This is a genomic window from Occallatibacter sp. FHG110214_02 (assembly GCF_059115385.1).
The window spans coordinates 189,706-205,628 of record NZ_JBZYWK010000001.1 but is presented as its reverse complement, the minus strand read 5'-3'; the positions used below and the strand labels follow the sequence as shown (position 1 = coordinate 205,628).

Sequence of the window (15,923 nt, the reverse complement as noted above, 5' to 3'; positions counted from 1 at the left end):
AATTCAGGCTTGTGCACGCGGCACACTTCCGCGATGACTCGACAAACTCAGCAGCTCTTTCACCAGCGAGCTAAGCCGCGTCAAATCCCGCAGCGCATCGTTGCCTACCGTCTTCGCGGACTCGCCATAATGACCTTCCGCCGCAAGATAAAAGGTATTCGTCAGGCTCTGCAGCGGATTGTTAATGCTGTGCGCCAGCTTGTTCGCCATCGCCGCCTCGGCCAGCATGCTGGTCTGCTGCATCAGCTTCTTCTGCTGCCGTAGCTGCCGCACGCCAATCGCCGCAAAGTCCGCCAGGACCTCCATAATCTGCAGGTCCCCCGCGTCGAAAGCCACCTTCCGCTCATGCGCCAGGACATAAATCGTGCCCCGCGCCTCTTCTGTTTGCCATGGAAACATCAGCCCATCCGTCACCGGCGGAGCCGAGTCAATTCCCAGCAAATCAAAGTACCGCTTGGATGCCCGGACATGCTGTGGCCTTCCCCGCTCCAGGCAAATCGAGCAGCCGCTCGGATAGTGCGGAAACGTCGCGTTGTACATCGAGGAATATTTCCCGGCAACCGCCACCCAGCGGTAATACGCCTCTGCCGTAGGCTTTTCCCGCTCCAGGCTCAGCGCCGACGAGTCCGCTCCGCAGAACTCCACTGCAGCCTCCACCAGCACCTGCAACATGGAATCCGGCTTCTCGACAAACGCATGCGCAATGCGCCGCATGCCCTCTGGAATGGCGTTCAGGTTCCGGGGTCGAACTGGCCGCGCGGCAAACCCGGGGTTCTCCTGAAGCTCCGTTACCACCAACCCAGTGTCGGACGTAGATGCAGCGAGTACTGGCGTCATAAACTAGCCTCGTCTTGCGGTATCGTACCGGGGACTGTCTCCCTATGAAACCCCTCCCCGCGTAAAACGTCAAGGCCTATCCCAGCCTTCCATGTCAAAGATGGGGAACCGGCAGGCTTACATTTGCGTAACTCATTCCTGTTTGCAGGAGGTTCGCCATGTATTGCAGCAGTTGCGGACAACCCTTAGCGCAAGGACAAACATTCTGCCCACAATGTGGCCGCCAGTCCGCAGTTCCCGTCCCGCCCATCCCCGGCTACCAGGTCCAGTTGCAAAGCTACGCCGGCCAGATTCGCGCTCTCAGCATCGTCTGGTTCGTCTTTGCCTCGCTTACCTTCCTTTTGAACCTCCTCGCCCTCACCATCGCCCGCGCCTTCTTTGCCAACCACTTTGGCGGATTGCACAATCCCTTTGGACACGGACCATTCGGCGCATGGGCGCCCTTCGCCTTTCTGCACTTTGCATGGGTTTTCACCTTCCTCCGCGCCGGTCTCGCCGTTGCTGCCGGATGGGGCCTCTACTACCGCGCCTCGTGGGGTCGAGTCGTCGCCATCATAGCCGCCATCATCAACCTGATCCACTTCCCTCTCGGCACCGCCATCGCCATCTGGACGCTGGTAATGGTTCTCGGCTACCGCAACACCACGCTTTATGAGCAGTTGCAGCAAGCGTAAGGACGAGTGACGAAGGACGAAAAGGCTGACCGCCTTCCCTGCAGCCCTAAATTCGTCCTTCGTCACTCGTCCTTAGAATCGTCCCTATAATCAATACATGAGCTTCCCAGCCAACCGCATGAGGCGTTTACGCCGCACGGAAAGCCTCCGCGCCCTTGTCCGCGAGACCACTCTCGATCCCGGCGACTTCATCTATCCGCTCTTCATCTGCCCCGGCGAAGGCGTGCGCCACGAAGTCTCCTCCATGCCTGGAGTCTTCAACCTCTCCATCGACGAAGCCGTCAAGGAAGCCGAAGAAGCTGCCGGCCTCGGCCTCGGCGGCCTGCTGCTCTTCGGCCTGCCCGAGTCCAAAGACGATCACGGCACCGGAGCCTACGCCGAAGACGGCATTGTCCAGCGAGCCCTCCGCGCCCTCAAGCAGTCCAGCGCCAGCAAAAAGTTGGTCCTCATCGGCGACGTCTGCCTCTGCGAGTACACCGACCACGGCCATTGCGGCATCCTCAAGCAGACTGAAGGCGAATACACCGTGGACAACGATCCCACGCTCGACCTGCTGGCCAAAACCGCCGTCAGCCAGGCCGAGGCCGGAGCCGACATCGTGGCCCCCAGCGACATGATGGATGGCCGCGTCTCCGCCATCCGCAAGGCTCTCGACGCAGCCAATCTCGCGGATACGCCCATCCTCAGCTACGCCTCAAAATTCGCGTCCGCTTTCTACGGCCCCTTCCGCGAAGCCGCCGACTCCGCCCCGCAGTTCGGCGACCGCAAGACCTACCAGATGGACGGCGCAAACATCCGCGAAGCCCTCCGCGAAATCGACCTCGACCTGGCCGAAGGCGCGGATATGATTCTGATGAAGCCCGCCATGCCCTACCTCGACGTAGTCCGCGCTGCCCGCGAGCGCGTCGATGTTCCCATCGGCGCCTACCAGGTCAGCGGCGAATATTCCATGCTGCAGGCCGCCTTTGCCAAAGGCTGGCTGGACCGCGACCGCGCTACGCTGGAATCTCTGCTAGGCATGAAGCGCGCCGGCGCAGACTTCATCGTGACGTACTTCTCGAAAGACGCCGCCAAGCTGCTCTAAGGTTGGGCGCAATCTCGCCTGCGTTGAGCATGAGATGGCCTGCCACCTGGTTACTCTATGGCCCGCTACAAAAGAGGAAAGGAGCCTATATGCCGAAAACGTCTAAGCCTCTTGATGCGGAGCAAATTGCAGAAATGGCAGATCGCGGAGAAGATATTTCCGCACACTTCACAAACAGCTTTACTGTTGTCCGGCGCGTGAATGTTGATTTCACCGCTCCCATGCTGCGGGAACTGGATCAGGAAGCCGCCATGCTGAACGTCAGCCGCCAGGCAGTGATAAAAACGCTGCTCCGGGATGCTCTGGACCGCCGCCACCTGGCCGCCAAAGCGCGCCGCGCACACTAAAGCTGCGGCTCAAAACCTACCCTTTGCGAGATGCTCCGGCACTGCGGACAGGTTAATATTTGGCTCATGCCTAGATATAGTCCGATCGATGCTGGTGTGCCTCTGCAGGCAAGCCTAAGCGACCTCGCCTCCTTACACTGGTCCACGAACGGTATCGCAGCTGATTTCGTCTTGCCTGACGACGAGGCTCACCTGCTACGAGTTTCGTTCGACAGGCAATGCATCATCAGGGTTTTAGATGAGATGCCGCTTAGCACAGAGGTAGACGATACGCCGAAAGAAGGATTGGTGTCCGAGCATTTCGCATATAGGCTCGAAGGCGCTGCTTTCGCCCGCCTTCAGTCCTGTGCCTGGAAGGAAGTGAACGCGCCTGTAACCCACTATCGGTTCATCACAGGTTGGGCCTGTCTGGACGTTCTCACGGCTGCCACTCCGGCGTTCGCCGTCGTGCGTCGGTAACCGCCCGCGCCAAACAAAATTAGCCGCTCTTGTCTTGTTCCGCAAAAGACCCTTTACGGGAAAACTATTCGATAAATCCGCGCAATGTGCTCTTCTAAAAGCACTGCTTATGCTCAAACGCCTCGAAGGCTACTTTGAATTCCAGCATCTCGGAACCAACTGGCGCACCGAAATCCTCGCGGGCGTCACAACGTTCCTCACGATGGCCTACATCGTGCTCGTCAACCCGGCCATCCTCGCCGACGCAGGCCTTCCGCTCCCCGCCGTAACTGCGGCAACCTGCCTCTCCGCAGCCTTCGGGTCCATCCTCATGGGCATCATCGCCCGCTATCCCATCGCGCTGGCCCCCGGCATGGGACTTAACGCCTACTTCACCTACACCGTCTGCCTCAAAATGCACATCCCATGGCAAACGGCCCTCGGCGCAGTCTTCCTCTCCGGCGTCATCTTCCTCGCCCTCACCGGCGCAGGCATCCGCCAGATGATTCTCAAGGCCATTCCCCACGAGCTTTACGCCGCCGTCGCCAGCGGAATCGGCCTCTTTATCGCCTTCATCGGCCTGCAGCACGCGGGCCTCGTCGTCAAAGACCCCAACACCCTCGTCGGCCTCGGCGACATTAAAAACCCCACCGCGTGGCTCACCCTCCTCGGCCTCATCGTCATGGTGGCCCTCGAAATCAAGCACATCCGCGGCTCCATTCTCATCGGTGTCCTCGTCGTCACCGCGCTCTCGTGGTTCCTCGGCTACACCCACTGGACCCGCACGCCCTTCAACATCGCCGCCCTCACCCAAACCGCCTTCAAACTCGACATCAAAGCCGCACTCGGCAAGGGCCTGCTGGAAATCATCTTCGTCTTCTTCTTTGTCGATCTCTTCGATAACCTCGGCACCCTCGTAGCCGTCACCAAGCGCGCCGGCCTCATCGCCGCCGACCACTCCATCCCCCGCCTCAACCGCATCCTCTTCGCCGACGCCACGGCAACCGTCTTCGGCTCCTTCACCGGCACGTCCACCGTCACCAGCTATGTGGAATCCACTGCCGGAGTCGCCGCTGGTGGCCGCACCGGCATCACCGCCATCGTCACCGGCATTCTGTTTCTCGGAGCCATCGGCTTCTCTCCCTACATCGGCATCGTCCCGCAGGCGGCCACCGCACCGGCGCTCATCCTCGTAGGCTCGCTCATGCTGGCCACCATCACGGAAATCAACTGGCTCGACCCGCTGGTAGCCATCCCGGCATTCCTGACGCTCATCTTCATCCCGCTGACCTACTCCATCGCCAACGGCCTCGGCTTCGGCATCATCGCCTGGGCAGTGCTGCACATCGTCACCGGCAACATCCGCCGCCAGGACTGGCTTCTCTACATCCTCGCCGTCCTCTTCCTCGCAAGGTTCCTCTACCTCAGCGTCGGTTAAAAACCTGCGCATCACCACACCCCGACCACCGATGCGCTAAACTTACCCCGCCATGAAACTTCGCCTTGCAGCAGCTCTCTTTCTAGCCGCGCTCCTCCCCATCGCCGCCCAGTCCCAACACCCCGGCAAGCTCCTCATCTACTCCCTTGATGTTGAAGGCGGCCAGGCCACCCTGCTTGTCACACCCGAAGGCGGAAGCCTCCTGATAGACACCGGCTGGCCCGGCAACGACGCCCGTGACCCCAAGCGCATCCAGGACGCCATGCAGGACGCCCACATCACCAAAATCGGCCACGTCCTCATCACCCATTTCCACACCGACCATGTAGGCGGCGTGCCAAATCTGGTCAAACAAGTCGAAGTTGGCGAATTCATCGACCACGGCGAAAACCGCGAAGACTCCGACATCACCCGCCACGATTACGCGGCCTATCTCGAAGCCATCAAGGGCCACGCCCGCCGCACCGTAAAACCCGGCGACACCCTCACCATCCCCGGCATCGATGCACTCATCCTCACCGCAGACGGCGAACACATCGCCTCCGTCCCCGGCGTCAAGCCGGAAGTCAACTCCGCCTGCGCCGGTGAGCCCAAGTGGGAAACCGACGCAACGGAAAATGCGCGCTCCATCGGAGTCCTCATCCGCTACGGCAAATTCCGTTTTCTTGACATGGGCGACCTCACCAAGGCCAAGGAAGTCCCGCTCGTCTGCCCCATAAACCTCATCGGCACGGTAGACCTCTTCCTCGTCACCCATCACGGAATGGATTGGTCCAACACCGCAGCCTTTGTACAGGCCATCACCCCGCGCGTAGCCATCATGCCCAACGGCGCCCACAAGGCCGGCAAGCCGCTCGCGTGGCAAACAATCCACGACAGCCCCGGCATTGAAGACCTCTACATGCTGCACACCGCCGAGGACTCCGACGCCGCGCACAACAGCCCCGACGCGCTCATCGCCAACCCCAAAGGCGCACCCACAGACGGCGCATACTTCAAGGTAGAAGCCGCCCGCGACGGCAGCTTCACCGTGACAAACACGCGCACCTCCGCCGCCAAGTCCTACCCCGCCAAGTAGTGTGCATGCCCCGTTCTTGCCGGGTGCCACCGGTCCCGATTTTGAGACCGGGAATAGCAATACCACCAGTCCTAATCGATCGACTGCAGCGTCCAAGCCCCATTGCTCAGCGCAAACGTAGCCGTATGCTGCGCCGCCACCTTGGTATGCGTTTCCCGCGCCATCTGCTGCACGGGCTCCGGCACGCCCTTCAGGCTCGTCACCTCGTCAAACAAAACGGTCTCTGTCCCTCCCACGCCGCTCTGCGGGTCCGCCGCATTCTCCGCCTTCAGATGATTCGCCACCACCGGGCTCAGCGTAATCTGGTAGCTCGCATCCGCCGGGCTCTCCGGATGCCACGGAATCGTATCTCCACCGCCATCCAGCAGAACCACCTTCTTGCCAGCAGCCGTCAGCTTAAAGTCAGCCCAATACTTGTTCGGATACGCCTTCGAGCGGTCCCAGTACTTCGCCGTCACGCCCTCCTGCATCCCTGTATCGTTCACCATAATGACCGCGCTGACAGGCGCCTGCTGGTCCAACTGCGCCTGAATCAATGCCAAAGCCTGCTCGCTGGTCAGCTTCGGCTTCATCCTGCAACCCGCAATCCAAAGCACCGCCGCACCAAAGACCAGCACCGCCAATGCACATACCCGGAAGAGCTTATTCATAGTGTCCTCCCTTGGCCCAATTCGAGCCTTCTGGCCCGCCTGGCGGCTTCGGGAGCTGTGCGCCCTGCTCGTCAAGGGGCCCACCCGTGGGCAAAAAAACACGGAAGCGCACAAAGCGCACCCGGGAGCCCGCCGGAATCTTTCACCCAATTTCGCGCCCTGTCAATATGTTTTGAAAGTGATTTGCAACACGCCACTGCGTTCATGGCAGACGGCTAAACCGTCCCAGCAAGCGGAAACGACAGAGGTTAGCCGCACCAATCACCCCGCAGAAAACCTGCCCGAAAGCGATTCTTCCCGTTGTAATACAGCCGCACTATACTGGCACCCGTTCGCGGAGGAACAGCATGCAATCCCTGAAAATGCGCTGTATTCATCGCCTTCCAGCCAGCCGGATGTGGCCTGCAATCCTGCTCATATCCATGAGCCCGGCCCTCGGCTCATGTGTAGCGCACGCTCAGCAGGCCAATGGAGCAACCGCCACAGCCCCCGCCGCTCCCATACTGACGGAGCAGAACCTGCACGCACTCCAGCAGGCCAATGTCTACGGCGCATCGCTCTTCCACGTGCAGCCTCCCGGCCCCGATTTTGTACGCCAGATGCGCATCGCACTCCCGCGGGATTACGCAGGAATCGACCAGGGCTTTCGCCTCGGACTGGCAAACATCGAGCGTGACCTGCCCTACCTCGCCGGATATTTCGCAAACAAGAACTCCCAGCAACTGGCAGCCTTCGTGCAGGATTACCACGCAAAAATCACAGCCCCCAAAGACCCTGTAGAGCAGCAGGTTCTTCTCGCAGAGGTAATGTCCTTCGTCGCCCTCACCTCTTACCGGCAGCATCAAAACGGCACATCCGCAAGAAACGCCAATCAGCAGCAGCAAATGGAAGCCTTGAAGTACAAGCAGTTGCAAAGAGCCGTCCGCTCATACTCCCCACTCTGCGGCCCCGGCAGCACAGACCCCAGTTGCCACCCGTAATGACAGGCACTCATACCGCCAGCATCCGCAAGAAATATCAGGGCAACAGGTAGGCCGGGGATTTATCCCCGGCAATCAAAGCCCCTTCACACCGTAGCAACACTGCTTTGAAGGGGCACGACTTCAGTCGTGCCAAATAAAGACCAACCAAAAGCACTGGGCTTCAGCACCTGAGGGATACTTTTACTGCTGGTTGGCACCGAATCGATTCGCCGAGCACTGCCTAGACCTGTGGCGTCTCGTCACAACAACAAATATCCGTCGCAAGATAACTCGCGACACATCCGCCACAGAATGACGCACTATTTCTTCAAGCTCAAAATTTCATCAGCCTTGCAAGTCATCACACACTGAATTGTTTTTTCGATATGGTCCGCATCTAACCCTCCTATACTTATCAGTGCTATTTCACCGCCAGGGCGAATGAGTACGAGTGCGGGAATTTGTTCAGTCGAACGACTGGTCTTAACGCCAAATTCAACCGGCATCGTAATGCCAACTTCTATCGGAAAATTCGACACGCTATACATCGTTGCTATAGGCGAATCGATCTTGTAATTCTGCTGCATATGTCGCACCGCTTCCACCTTGTCATTGAGCGCAACCGTCAGCAGGCTCAGTTGATTATGATCGGTGGTGCGTAACACGTTTGGCAGCGTTCCTATGCACGGCTCGCACCAAGTGGCCATAAAGTTAATGAGCAGCCACTTGCCTTTGAATTGTTCGAGGGTCACAGGCTGACCATTTATATCCTTAAACTCTGCATCAGGTGCGCTAAAACCGGTTGCCACCATCTTGAAAGGGGTGGCGCCAACCGGGTCGGTATCCTGTGGCCGAATATCACGGAGCGCAATTCCCATGCGGAGGACCCCGCGCTCTATAAATAGATCGATTCTGCGACGGTCTCCTTGGTTGAAAAGGCTTGCCATTTGCATCGGCCCGGTCTCAGCGGCGTTCTTACCGTCAATGCGCACAATCAGGTCGCCCTTGAGCAGGTTGAAATGGACAAACAGATTGGAGGAGTAGGACGGCGGCAATACTTCAATCACACGCCATCCCTTATGCTCATGGACAATCGCAATATTATCGACTACGACGATTGGCTCAGGGTGTGGGTGGGCCGGTTCAGATTGAGAATGGGCAAGATGAGCACACAAAGCAACAAAAACACCCAAGAACAGCTTTTGCATAACGACCTCTAAATTGGAACAACCGGCACAGCAATCACCGCACAAACGAAATCCCATACCGCTCAGAAACAGCAAGCACCTCCGCCATCTCCCCCGGCACGGAGAACACAGAAACCGCCTCAAGATACTTCTCAAACCCACCCGGCGTAACAAACACCAGCACCCTGCCGTCCTTCTCGCCAGCGTTCCGAAACGTATGCACCGACCCGCGCTGCGAGTGAACCGCCTGCCCCTTCGGAAAGGGAAGCCACTTCCCATCCGCCAGGTACTCGTACTCCCCTTCGAGCACGTAAAAAGTCTCATCCTCATTCGCATGCACATGGGGAGGCGGCCCACCTCCCGGCGGCGAGGTCTGAATCAGCGTGGTCGACCGGCCACCCGTTGCTTCGCTGGAAACAAGAATCTCAATAGGCTCGCCGAACACGGCAAAGGACTTCAGTGCGCTCAAGGCAACTCACTCCATCGAAACCAGGTTTGTCGGGGAAAGCAAATCATAGCACCCCGCCAACCGGGGACGCAGCCCCTCCCGCTCACAAAGTTCCCGCGCGCCGCGCCAGCCCCTCCAACGCATCACAAGCCGCCTTAACCCCATTCTCATGCGCCAGCCGTGGCGGAATACTCGCCGCCCTCCGCGCATACACCGGCTTCTCCAGCAGCACGCGAATCTTCCGCGCCACGCGGATCGGCGTATAGTCCTTCCGCTGAATCACCCGCGCCACCTTCAGCCGCCGCATCCGCCGCGCATTATCCGGCTGGTCATGCGAGTACGGCATGATGAGTTGCGGCACGCCCGCCTTCAGGCACTGCGCCGTCGTCCCTACCCCGCCCTGGTGCACAATCAGTGAAGCATGCGGAAAAACCGCCGAGTAAGGCGCATACTCCGCCACGCAAATCGAATCCGGCAGCGGATGCCGCGGCTTATTCCGAGGATCGCTACCAATCAGCAGCACCGCCCGCTGCCCCAGCTTCATCGCAGCCCGCGCCGAGTGCTCATAAAACTTGCCCGCCGCCAGCACCGCCGCCGAACCAAGCGTAAACACAATCGGCTTCGGCCCCTCAGCCAGAAACTTGGCCAAATGAGGCGGCAGCGCAGCATTCCCGTTCTCCGCGTCGTAAAAGCAGAAGCCCGTAGTCAGCACATTCACCGGCCAGTCCTTCTGCCCCTGCCCCAGCAGCTTGGAAAACAGCGCCAGCACCAGCTCCGGCGAGTGCTTCGCGTCAAACAGCGGATTCGCCCCGCGCTCCAGTCCCAGCTCGCGCCGCAAATCATAGATAGGCTGCGGCCACTTCCGGCTCACCAGCCGCGCCAGCCGCTTAATCGCCCGCCCCATCCCCGGAACCGTCTTGTCCGCCCGCGCCAGCCGCGGATACATCGGCAGCACCGGCGGGTCAAACGCCGAGAAAAACGACAGCGGAGCCAGCACATAGCTCGCCCACGGAATCCCCGTCACTTCCGCCACCAGCGGCCCCGCATAATTCAGCTCGCCCAGCAACAGCAGGTCCGCGCGCTCCGGCTTCGTCGCCGCATCCAGCAGGTCGGCATACGTATCCCGAAGCGACGGAAACAGAAACTCCCGCAGCCCCGTCTCCGTCCCCTTGTTCACGTCATAAATCATCGCGATCAGCCGCGTGTCGCTAGGGTCAATATCCGGCCGTATCGCACGAAACTCCAGCCCCAGCGGTTCCACCTTCGGCCTGTAAACATCAGGCAGCGCCATTACCGGCGTGTGGCCGCGCCGCTTCAACTCAAGAGCGACAGCGATAAGGGGATGGATATCGCCAAGCGTGCCTATATTCGAGAGGACAATGCGCACAATGAGGGTCCGGAACGGGTACTGCTATGAGGGTAACGCATCGGGGGTAAATGCTACCCTTCGATTGCATGAAGATTGCACTCGCCATCGTTGCAGTTCTTGTTCTCACCGCCAGCATCTTCGCCGACTACAAATGGCGCCGCTGGATGGCCGAGCGCAAACGCGACCGTGAAAACGACCCCTCCCAGCGGTAAATGCGTTTCCTATACCCGATACCCCACACCCTGTCCCCTGCTTCTCATTCGCTACAATCATGAAAGGGAGCCGTCCAATCACATGGTTCGTAGCACTGCCTCTTCTCAGCACATGATGATGCGCCTGGTAGGCGCTTTTGCCTTCGCCGCCGCTCTTGCAGCCGCCCCTTCCGCGCACGCACAGTTTGCCGCTCCACAAACAACGCAGGTCCATGACGCCTCGGCCCTCAAGCCCCCCGCCGGAGCCCGCGTAGCCATCGTCGAGTTTGAAGACATGGAGTGCCCCGACTGCGCCCGCGCCAACCCCGTGCTCAAAGACGCCGCCGCCAAGTACGACATCCCCTGGATTCGCCACGACTTCCCGCTGCCCTTCCACCCCTGGAGCTTCCAGGCAGCCGTCAACGCCCGCTGGTTCGATGACAAGGCCGGCAAAAAGGTCGGCGACGCCTATCGCGACGCCATCTTCGCCAACCAGCCCAGCTTCGGCGAAGACCCCGGCAAAATGACCGCCTTTACCCAGCAGTTCGCCAAGGAGCACGGCATCGCCTACCCCTTCGCCATCGACCCGCAGGGCAAATACGCCGCGGCCGTCAAGGCAGACTACGCCCTCGGCCAGCGCGTCGGCATCGAGCACACGCCCACAATCTGGGTAGTCACCGCTAACTCCAAGGGCGCACCCTTCGTCGAAGTTGTAGACCGTTCCAAGCTCTATCAACTCATCGACCAGGCCATCGAAGACACCAAAGGCGCAGCGCCGGCAAAGGCCGCGGTCCGCAAGAAGTAAGCCGGTCTAATCAGCACCAAATCAAACCGGCGCATCTCGCAAGAGATGCGCCGGTCGTCTTTCTAATCCCTAAAACTCTAATCCCTAAACCCTGCCCCTAAGAAATCTGCACCAACCCGCCATGCCCCGGTGAAATCTCGCTCGTCTGCGGAGCCCGCCAGTGGTCAATATGGCTAATGCGGTGCACGCACCCAATCGTGCAATTCGGCGAGCAGCTTTTCGCCGTCAAAAACTCCCGCTTCACATCCTCGCGAGTGTAGTTCGCCAGTGGCACGCCCGGAAATCCGCGTTGCTGCGAGCAGTAATGCACCAGCCCGTCCTCGCAAACGTAGAGATATCGCGACCCCGCCCTGCAACGCCAGTCGTTCGTCTCGCCCTTCGCAATCGCTTCCTGAAACTTGTCAAACTGCGCGTAGTTGGTCTTCTTGCGGTTCTGCATCGCAAAGTAGACCTCGGACTCCGCAGGATTCAGCGGCTTCAACTGCCCATCGCCGTCATGAATAATCCCGATAGTCGATTCAAACCCCAGCTCCAGCGCGCGCTTGGAAATCGTCAGCGCATCCTGCGGATCCTTGAACCCGCCGCCCACCACGGAGTTGATATTCACATGAAACTCCGCATGGTCCGCCAGCATCTGCAGCTTCTTATCCAGCACCTTCAGCGACTTCTTCGACACGTCATCCGGATTGATGTTGTCGATAGAAATCTGCATATGGTCCAGCCCGGCCCGGTTCAGCCGCTCAATGCGTTCCACATTCAGCAGATAGCCGTTGGTAATCATCCCGGCAATCGCGCCATGCTTGCGAATCCGCGCAATAATCAGGTCCAGGTCAGGATGCGTCAGCGGCTCGCCGCCGGAAATCCCCACCATCGCCGTACCCAGCCGTCCCAGATGGTCGATGCGCCGCAACATCTCGTCCGTATACACCGGCGGAGAAACCTTGTCGAACTCATTGCAATAGGTGCACGAAAGATTACAAAACCGCGCCGGAACAATCTGCGCGAGAACCGGGTGGTCCGTCGAAGCCAGCGCCCGCGCAACCATCGCGTACTCGCGCGCCTTCCGCGCCGCCCGAATCGCCTTACCCCGTACCGTATCCCGTTTCCTGGTAGCCATCCTGTCTATTTTAGAGGATTTTGAGAGAAATTTGGTCGCAAGGAAGTTAGCTATCGGCTTTTGAGGCAAGCCTCGCGAGCCATGTGTTCCTTGCGACCTGTTTTTGTTGACTTAGTTAAGCGCCGGTTCCTCGACAGCCGGACCAGGGAATCGCCGGTCTTTCCAGCGCAGCAGTGGTTTTTCAATATAGTGCCAGGAAAGCAGTGCCATAAAGGTGGTGACAGCTACATCCAGTAATGCCTCAAAGAACAGAGACACAGGAGAGGGGTTGAAATGGAACACGCTCAGAACCTGGTGTATGCCAGTAGCCACAAGCAAGTGGCATAAATACATGGTGTAGCTTACAGTGCCGATGAGCTGAACGAATCCAAGACGCCAGAATCGAGCAAACCACCAATTCGAGTTTTGCCGTAAAACCAACATGCCGAGAATGGCCGCGGTTGCAAGAGAAAGCAGAGGCAGCCCCATGGAGAGGAATAACGGAGATTGCCGGATTTCTTTTCCAAGGATTGGCGCAATGGTTATCAATATGGCACAAAGCCCGAGGCAGCTTGCCACCAGGATCCCTTGTAATATCCGCAGCATGTTGGCAGGCTTGAACCGCTCCTGCTCAAGAAAGAGAGCGAGAAAGGCGCCGTACAGCAGGGCATCGAAGCGAAACATCATGCTGAAATAGGCCCCCATGGAGCCAACGGACCAGCGCAGGAGGATTTCAATGGCGCATACCCCGATTCCGATCAGGGTGATGCCCTTGCGTGGCAGCATCAGCACAACAGGCGCCCATACAAGGTAGAAGTATTCTTCAATAGACAGAGACCAATAAACACCGCTCTGTCTGATCGCCGTGGGAACTAGCCCGGGCGTGGCCGGAGGCAGATGTTGCGCCATGGCCAGAAGGCTCGGCATGTTAGCGAGTTGATGGAGCGGATGCAGGAGCCAGCTCAAAAGAAATCGCTCGTGATAAAACGCCTGCAGGAAGAAAACCTGTTTCAGCAGGTAAGAAGGAGAGAGAACGATGTATTGGCCGGCAATTACGGCGAAAAGAATTACCAGGATGCTACAGATGCCGTAAGGCGGAAGTATGCGGATTGCACGCCGGGAATAGAAGGTTTTGTAGGGATGCGGACGATTGCGCAGGCTCAGCAGGATCGTCGTAATCAGATAACCGGAGAGCACGAAAAAAATATCCACTCCAATCCAGCCGAACTCAGGAAGCCCACCGAAGAGGGGTGCAAATCCCTGGTAATGGCACCCTAAAACTACCAGAATTGCAAATGCCCGGATACCGTCCAGCTCTTTGACTCTTCCCTTGCTACGGGAAGAAGAGGCCGAGGCGAGGAGCACAGCAGGGACAATATCGGAAGTAGAATCGCTATTCATAAAAATATTCCTTGGGTTGTGAGCGCAAGTTTTTGCGAAATACCGCCACAAGTCATGAAGCTATCTTTATCTTATAGTGCGCACACTATTTCCAACTCTTCCCGTGTGCCAGGGGACAAGTTGCCTGCAATGCATGATTTTCCAAGTATATAGAAGGACAAGCTTTTCTTCGTGTAGAAAGATCGGGTACCCCATGTCCCTTCATTTGGGGACCGGGGATACCCATACCGCCAGCCCTTCCGTTTTTCGTGCACCCACAAAAATAACGTTGTCATCCTGAACGAAGCGCATTGGGGCCCCGCGAACGGCATTATCGTTCGTGGCGTAGGCGGAGTGAAGGATCTGCGGTTGCCTTGTATCTCTTTTTGCCCTTTACGGCCTTTCCATCTTTTATGTTTTTGCCGAGTATCTAAAACCCCTTGCCCCTTGCTCTCTGTGGAAATCTCTTGTCAAGCTCTGCGAGCGAAAATATTTTTTAACTCATTGATTCCATTAAGCAAAAACCCTCAAACAGTTTGCGCTCAATTATGGTGCTTTATGCCAAACTAAAAATAAGCAGAAATAAAGCAGAAAAACGGCCCGATTCCCAAGGAATCGGGCCGTTCTGTTTTTATCCACTAACTAGCCAATACGAAAGAAAGGAGATCCCAATGCACTCAAAGGCAGGCACAACCCTCTGTAACCTGACACATGAAACCTGTAACCTGCCTTCCCCACAGTTCCACAATTCACAAATAAAGATTCTGCACAGGGACTGTGCAATCCACCGCAACCCAAACAAAACAAATGGCTCCGAAAACGGGGACACTGTGCGCATCTCACACGTACGAAAATTACGCTGGCAGCGGATTCCGCTCCGTCCAGTTCCTCTGGTGCCAGTAGGGATAAGCCGGCTGAATCGCACTCGCCTCATCCAGCTTCGCCACCTGCTCCGCCGTCAGATTCCACCCCACAGCCCCGAGGTTCTGCTTCAATTGCTCCTCGGTACGAGCACCCACAATCACCGAGCTGATCGTAGGCCGCTGCAGCAGCCAGTTCAGCGCCACCTGCGGAACCGTCTTGCCCGTCTCCGCGGCCACGGCATCCAGCGCATCCACAACCTTGTACAGATACTCGTCCTCAATCACCGGCCCGCCCGTCTTGCCCTTGTGCATGCGGCTCACCTCCGGCAGCGGAGCATCGCGGCGAATCTTGCCCGTCAAGCGTCCCCATCCAAGCGGGCTCCAAACCAGCGCGCCAACCTTTTCCTCGGTCCCAAGCGGCATCAGTTCCCACTCGTAGTCGCGTCCCACCAGCGAGTAGTAAACCTGGTGCGCCGAGAACCGCGTCCATCCATAACGGTCCGCCGTAGCCAGCGACTTCATCAGCGCCCATCCCGAGAAGTTCGATGCCGCCGTATACCGAACCTTGCCCTCGCGCACAAAGTCGTTCAGCGTCTGCTGTGCCTCTTCAATCGGAGTCAGCGCGTCAAACCCATGCAGGTGATAAATGTCGATGTAGTCGGTACCAAGCCGCCGCAGCGAATCTTCCAACGCCCGCCGCAAATGGTAGCGCGAAGAGCCACCGTCATTCGGCCCGCCGCCGGTCGGGAAGAAGGCCTTGGTAGAAATAAGAACCTTATCGCGCCGCCCTTCGAGAGCCTTGCCAAGAATGGACTCCGAAGCACCCTCCGAATACCCATTCGCCGTATCAAAGAGGTTGATCCCAGCTTCCAGGCAAATATCCACGATCTTCGTAGCCCCGGCAACATCCGTGTTGCCCCACTGGCTGAAGAACTCGTTGGTGCCGCCAAACGTGGCCGCGCCAAAACTCAGAGCAGAAACTTTGAGGCCAGAGCCTCCAAGAAGACGGTATTCCATGGCTGCTTGGATGGTTATGGGAGCAAAGGGGATGCAGGATTCGCATTCTCTTAAAGCTT

General features: G+C 58.3%; 16 protein-coding genes. 8 read left to right on the top strand and 8 right to left on the bottom strand.

Annotation, left to right across the window (positions count from 1 at the left end; translation table 11 throughout):
- Positions 1–3: 3 nt before the first annotated feature.
- Positions 4–837: a GAF domain-containing protein gene (locus AC5S3R_RS00845; protein ID WP_494264711.1), complete on the bottom strand. Its 834-nt coding sequence runs from the start codon at positions 835–837 to the stop codon at positions 4–6.
- A 158-nt stretch (positions 838–995) separates the two neighbouring features.
- Here AC5S3R_RS00845 and AC5S3R_RS00840 point away from each other — a divergent pair, with 158 nt between their 5' ends.
- The 5 genes from AC5S3R_RS00840 to AC5S3R_RS00820 all read left to right on the top strand — a co-directional run bounded on the left by AC5S3R_RS00840 (position 996) and on the right by AC5S3R_RS00820 (position 5,896).
- Positions 996–1,511: a zinc ribbon domain-containing protein gene (locus tag AC5S3R_RS00840; RefSeq protein WP_494264710.1), complete on the top strand. Its 516-nt coding sequence runs from the start codon at positions 996–998 to the stop codon at positions 1,509–1,511.
- A 97-nt stretch (positions 1,512–1,608) separates the two neighbouring features.
- Positions 1,609–2,595, top strand: coding sequence for a porphobilinogen synthase (hemB, locus tag AC5S3R_RS00835; RefSeq protein WP_494264709.1), 987 nt, complete (start codon positions 1,609–1,611; stop codon positions 2,593–2,595).
- 89 nt (positions 2,596–2,684) lie between these two features.
- On the top strand, positions 2,685–2,942 hold the full coding sequence (locus AC5S3R_RS00830; RefSeq protein WP_494264708.1) for a hypothetical protein: 258 nt from the start codon (positions 2,685–2,687) through the stop codon (positions 2,940–2,942).
- Between the two features lie 568 nt (positions 2,943–3,510).
- Complete coding sequence (locus AC5S3R_RS00825) at positions 3,511–4,818, top strand: NCS2 family permease (RefSeq protein WP_494264707.1); 1,308 nt, start codon at positions 3,511–3,513, stop codon at positions 4,816–4,818.
- Positions 4,819–4,870: 52 nt separating this feature from the next.
- Complete coding sequence (locus AC5S3R_RS00820) at positions 4,871–5,896, top strand: ComEC/Rec2 family competence protein (protein WP_494264706.1); 1,026 nt, start codon at positions 4,871–4,873, stop codon at positions 5,894–5,896.
- Between the two features lie 71 nt (positions 5,897–5,967).
- Here AC5S3R_RS00820 and AC5S3R_RS00815 read toward each other — a convergent pair whose 3' ends face one another.
- Complete coding sequence (locus AC5S3R_RS00815; protein WP_494264705.1) at positions 5,968–6,546, bottom strand: hypothetical protein; 579 nt, start codon at positions 6,544–6,546, stop codon at positions 5,968–5,970.
- Between the two features lie 347 nt (positions 6,547–6,893).
- Here AC5S3R_RS00815 and AC5S3R_RS00810 point away from each other — a divergent pair, with 347 nt between their 5' ends.
- Positions 6,894–7,526: a hypothetical protein gene (locus tag AC5S3R_RS00810; protein WP_494264704.1), complete on the top strand. Its 633-nt coding sequence runs from the start codon at positions 6,894–6,896 to the stop codon at positions 7,524–7,526.
- 302 nt (positions 7,527–7,828) lie between these two features.
- On the opposite strand, the gene AC5S3R_RS00805 is transcribed toward AC5S3R_RS00810, so the two are convergent.
- The 3 genes from AC5S3R_RS00805 to AC5S3R_RS00795 form a co-directional block, all read right to left on the bottom strand.
- A complete protein-coding gene (locus AC5S3R_RS00805) occupies positions 7,829–8,716 on the bottom strand; it encodes a TlpA family protein disulfide reductase (protein WP_494264703.1) in 888 nt (295 codons plus the stop codon).
- 34 nt (positions 8,717–8,750) lie between these two features.
- On the bottom strand, positions 8,751–9,164 hold the full coding sequence (locus AC5S3R_RS00800) for a cupin domain-containing protein (RefSeq protein WP_494264702.1): 414 nt from the start codon (positions 9,162–9,164) through the stop codon (positions 8,751–8,753).
- Positions 9,165–9,246: 82 nt separating this feature from the next.
- A complete protein-coding gene (locus AC5S3R_RS00795; RefSeq protein WP_494264701.1) occupies positions 9,247–10,530 on the bottom strand; it encodes a glycosyltransferase in 1,284 nt (427 codons plus the stop codon).
- Between the two features lie 68 nt (positions 10,531–10,598).
- Between AC5S3R_RS00795 and AC5S3R_RS00790 the strand changes: the two genes are divergently transcribed.
- On the top strand, positions 10,599–10,724 hold the full coding sequence (locus tag AC5S3R_RS00790) for a hypothetical protein (RefSeq protein ID WP_494264700.1): 126 nt from the start codon (positions 10,599–10,601) through the stop codon (positions 10,722–10,724).
- An 82-nt stretch (positions 10,725–10,806) separates the two neighbouring features.
- Entirely contained in the window at positions 10,807–11,508 is a 702-nt protein-coding gene (locus AC5S3R_RS00785) for a DsbA family protein (protein WP_494264699.1), read from the top strand.
- Between the two features lie 97 nt (positions 11,509–11,605).
- On the opposite strand, the gene AC5S3R_RS00780 is transcribed toward AC5S3R_RS00785, so the two are convergent.
- From AC5S3R_RS00780 to AC5S3R_RS00770, 3 genes are all read right to left on the bottom strand, one after another.
- A complete protein-coding gene (locus AC5S3R_RS00780) occupies positions 11,606–12,625 on the bottom strand; it encodes a radical SAM protein (protein ID WP_494264698.1) in 1,020 nt (339 codons plus the stop codon).
- A 111-nt stretch (positions 12,626–12,736) separates the two neighbouring features.
- On the bottom strand, positions 12,737–14,005 hold the full coding sequence (locus tag AC5S3R_RS00775) for an acyltransferase family protein (RefSeq protein WP_494264697.1): 1,269 nt from the start codon (positions 14,003–14,005) through the stop codon (positions 12,737–12,739).
- Between the two features lie 833 nt (positions 14,006–14,838).
- A complete protein-coding gene (locus tag AC5S3R_RS00770; RefSeq protein WP_494264696.1) occupies positions 14,839–15,864 on the bottom strand; it encodes an aldo/keto reductase in 1,026 nt (341 codons plus the stop codon).
- Positions 15,865–15,923 lie beyond the last annotated feature (59 nt).

What these genes read in the sequence shown, in the direction of transcription:
- AC5S3R_RS00840 (WP_494264710.1), top strand. Translation starts at nt 996, where the DNA reads ATGTATTGCAGCAGTTGCGGACAACCCTTAGCGCAAGGACAAACATTC.
- AC5S3R_RS00845 (WP_494264711.1), bottom strand. Translation starts at nt 837, where the DNA reads ATGACGCCAGTACTCGCTGCATCTACGTCCGACACTGGGTTGGTGGTA.
- AC5S3R_RS00770 (WP_494264696.1), bottom strand. Translation starts at nt 15,864, where the DNA reads ATGGAATACCGTCTTCTTGGAGGCTCTGGCCTCAAAGTTTCTGCTCTG.
- AC5S3R_RS00785 (WP_494264699.1), top strand. Translation starts at nt 10,807, where the DNA reads ATGGTTCGTAGCACTGCCTCTTCTCAGCACATGATGATGCGCCTGGTA.
- AC5S3R_RS00810 (WP_494264704.1), top strand. Translation starts at nt 6,894, where the DNA reads ATGCAATCCCTGAAAATGCGCTGTATTCATCGCCTTCCAGCCAGCCGG.
- AC5S3R_RS00820 (WP_494264706.1), top strand. Translation starts at nt 4,871, where the DNA reads ATGAAACTTCGCCTTGCAGCAGCTCTCTTTCTAGCCGCGCTCCTCCCC.
- AC5S3R_RS00830 (WP_494264708.1), top strand. Translation starts at nt 2,685, where the DNA reads ATGCCGAAAACGTCTAAGCCTCTTGATGCGGAGCAAATTGCAGAAATG.
- AC5S3R_RS00790 (WP_494264700.1), top strand. Translation starts at nt 10,599, where the DNA reads ATGAAGATTGCACTCGCCATCGTTGCAGTTCTTGTTCTCACCGCCAGC.
- AC5S3R_RS00805 (WP_494264703.1), bottom strand. Translation starts at nt 8,716, where the DNA reads ATGCAAAAGCTGTTCTTGGGTGTTTTTGTTGCTTTGTGTGCTCATCTT.
- AC5S3R_RS00815 (WP_494264705.1), bottom strand. Translation starts at nt 6,546, where the DNA reads ATGAATAAGCTCTTCCGGGTATGTGCATTGGCGGTGCTGGTCTTTGGT.
- AC5S3R_RS00775 (WP_494264697.1), bottom strand. Translation starts at nt 14,005, where the DNA reads ATGAATAGCGATTCTACTTCCGATATTGTCCCTGCTGTGCTCCTCGCC.
- AC5S3R_RS00825 (WP_494264707.1), top strand. Translation starts at nt 3,511, where the DNA reads ATGCTCAAACGCCTCGAAGGCTACTTTGAATTCCAGCATCTCGGAACC.
- AC5S3R_RS00780 (WP_494264698.1), bottom strand. Translation starts at nt 12,625, where the DNA reads ATGGCTACCAGGAAACGGGATACGGTACGGGGTAAGGCGATTCGGGCG.
- hemB (WP_494264709.1), top strand. Translation starts at nt 1,609, where the DNA reads ATGAGCTTCCCAGCCAACCGCATGAGGCGTTTACGCCGCACGGAAAGC.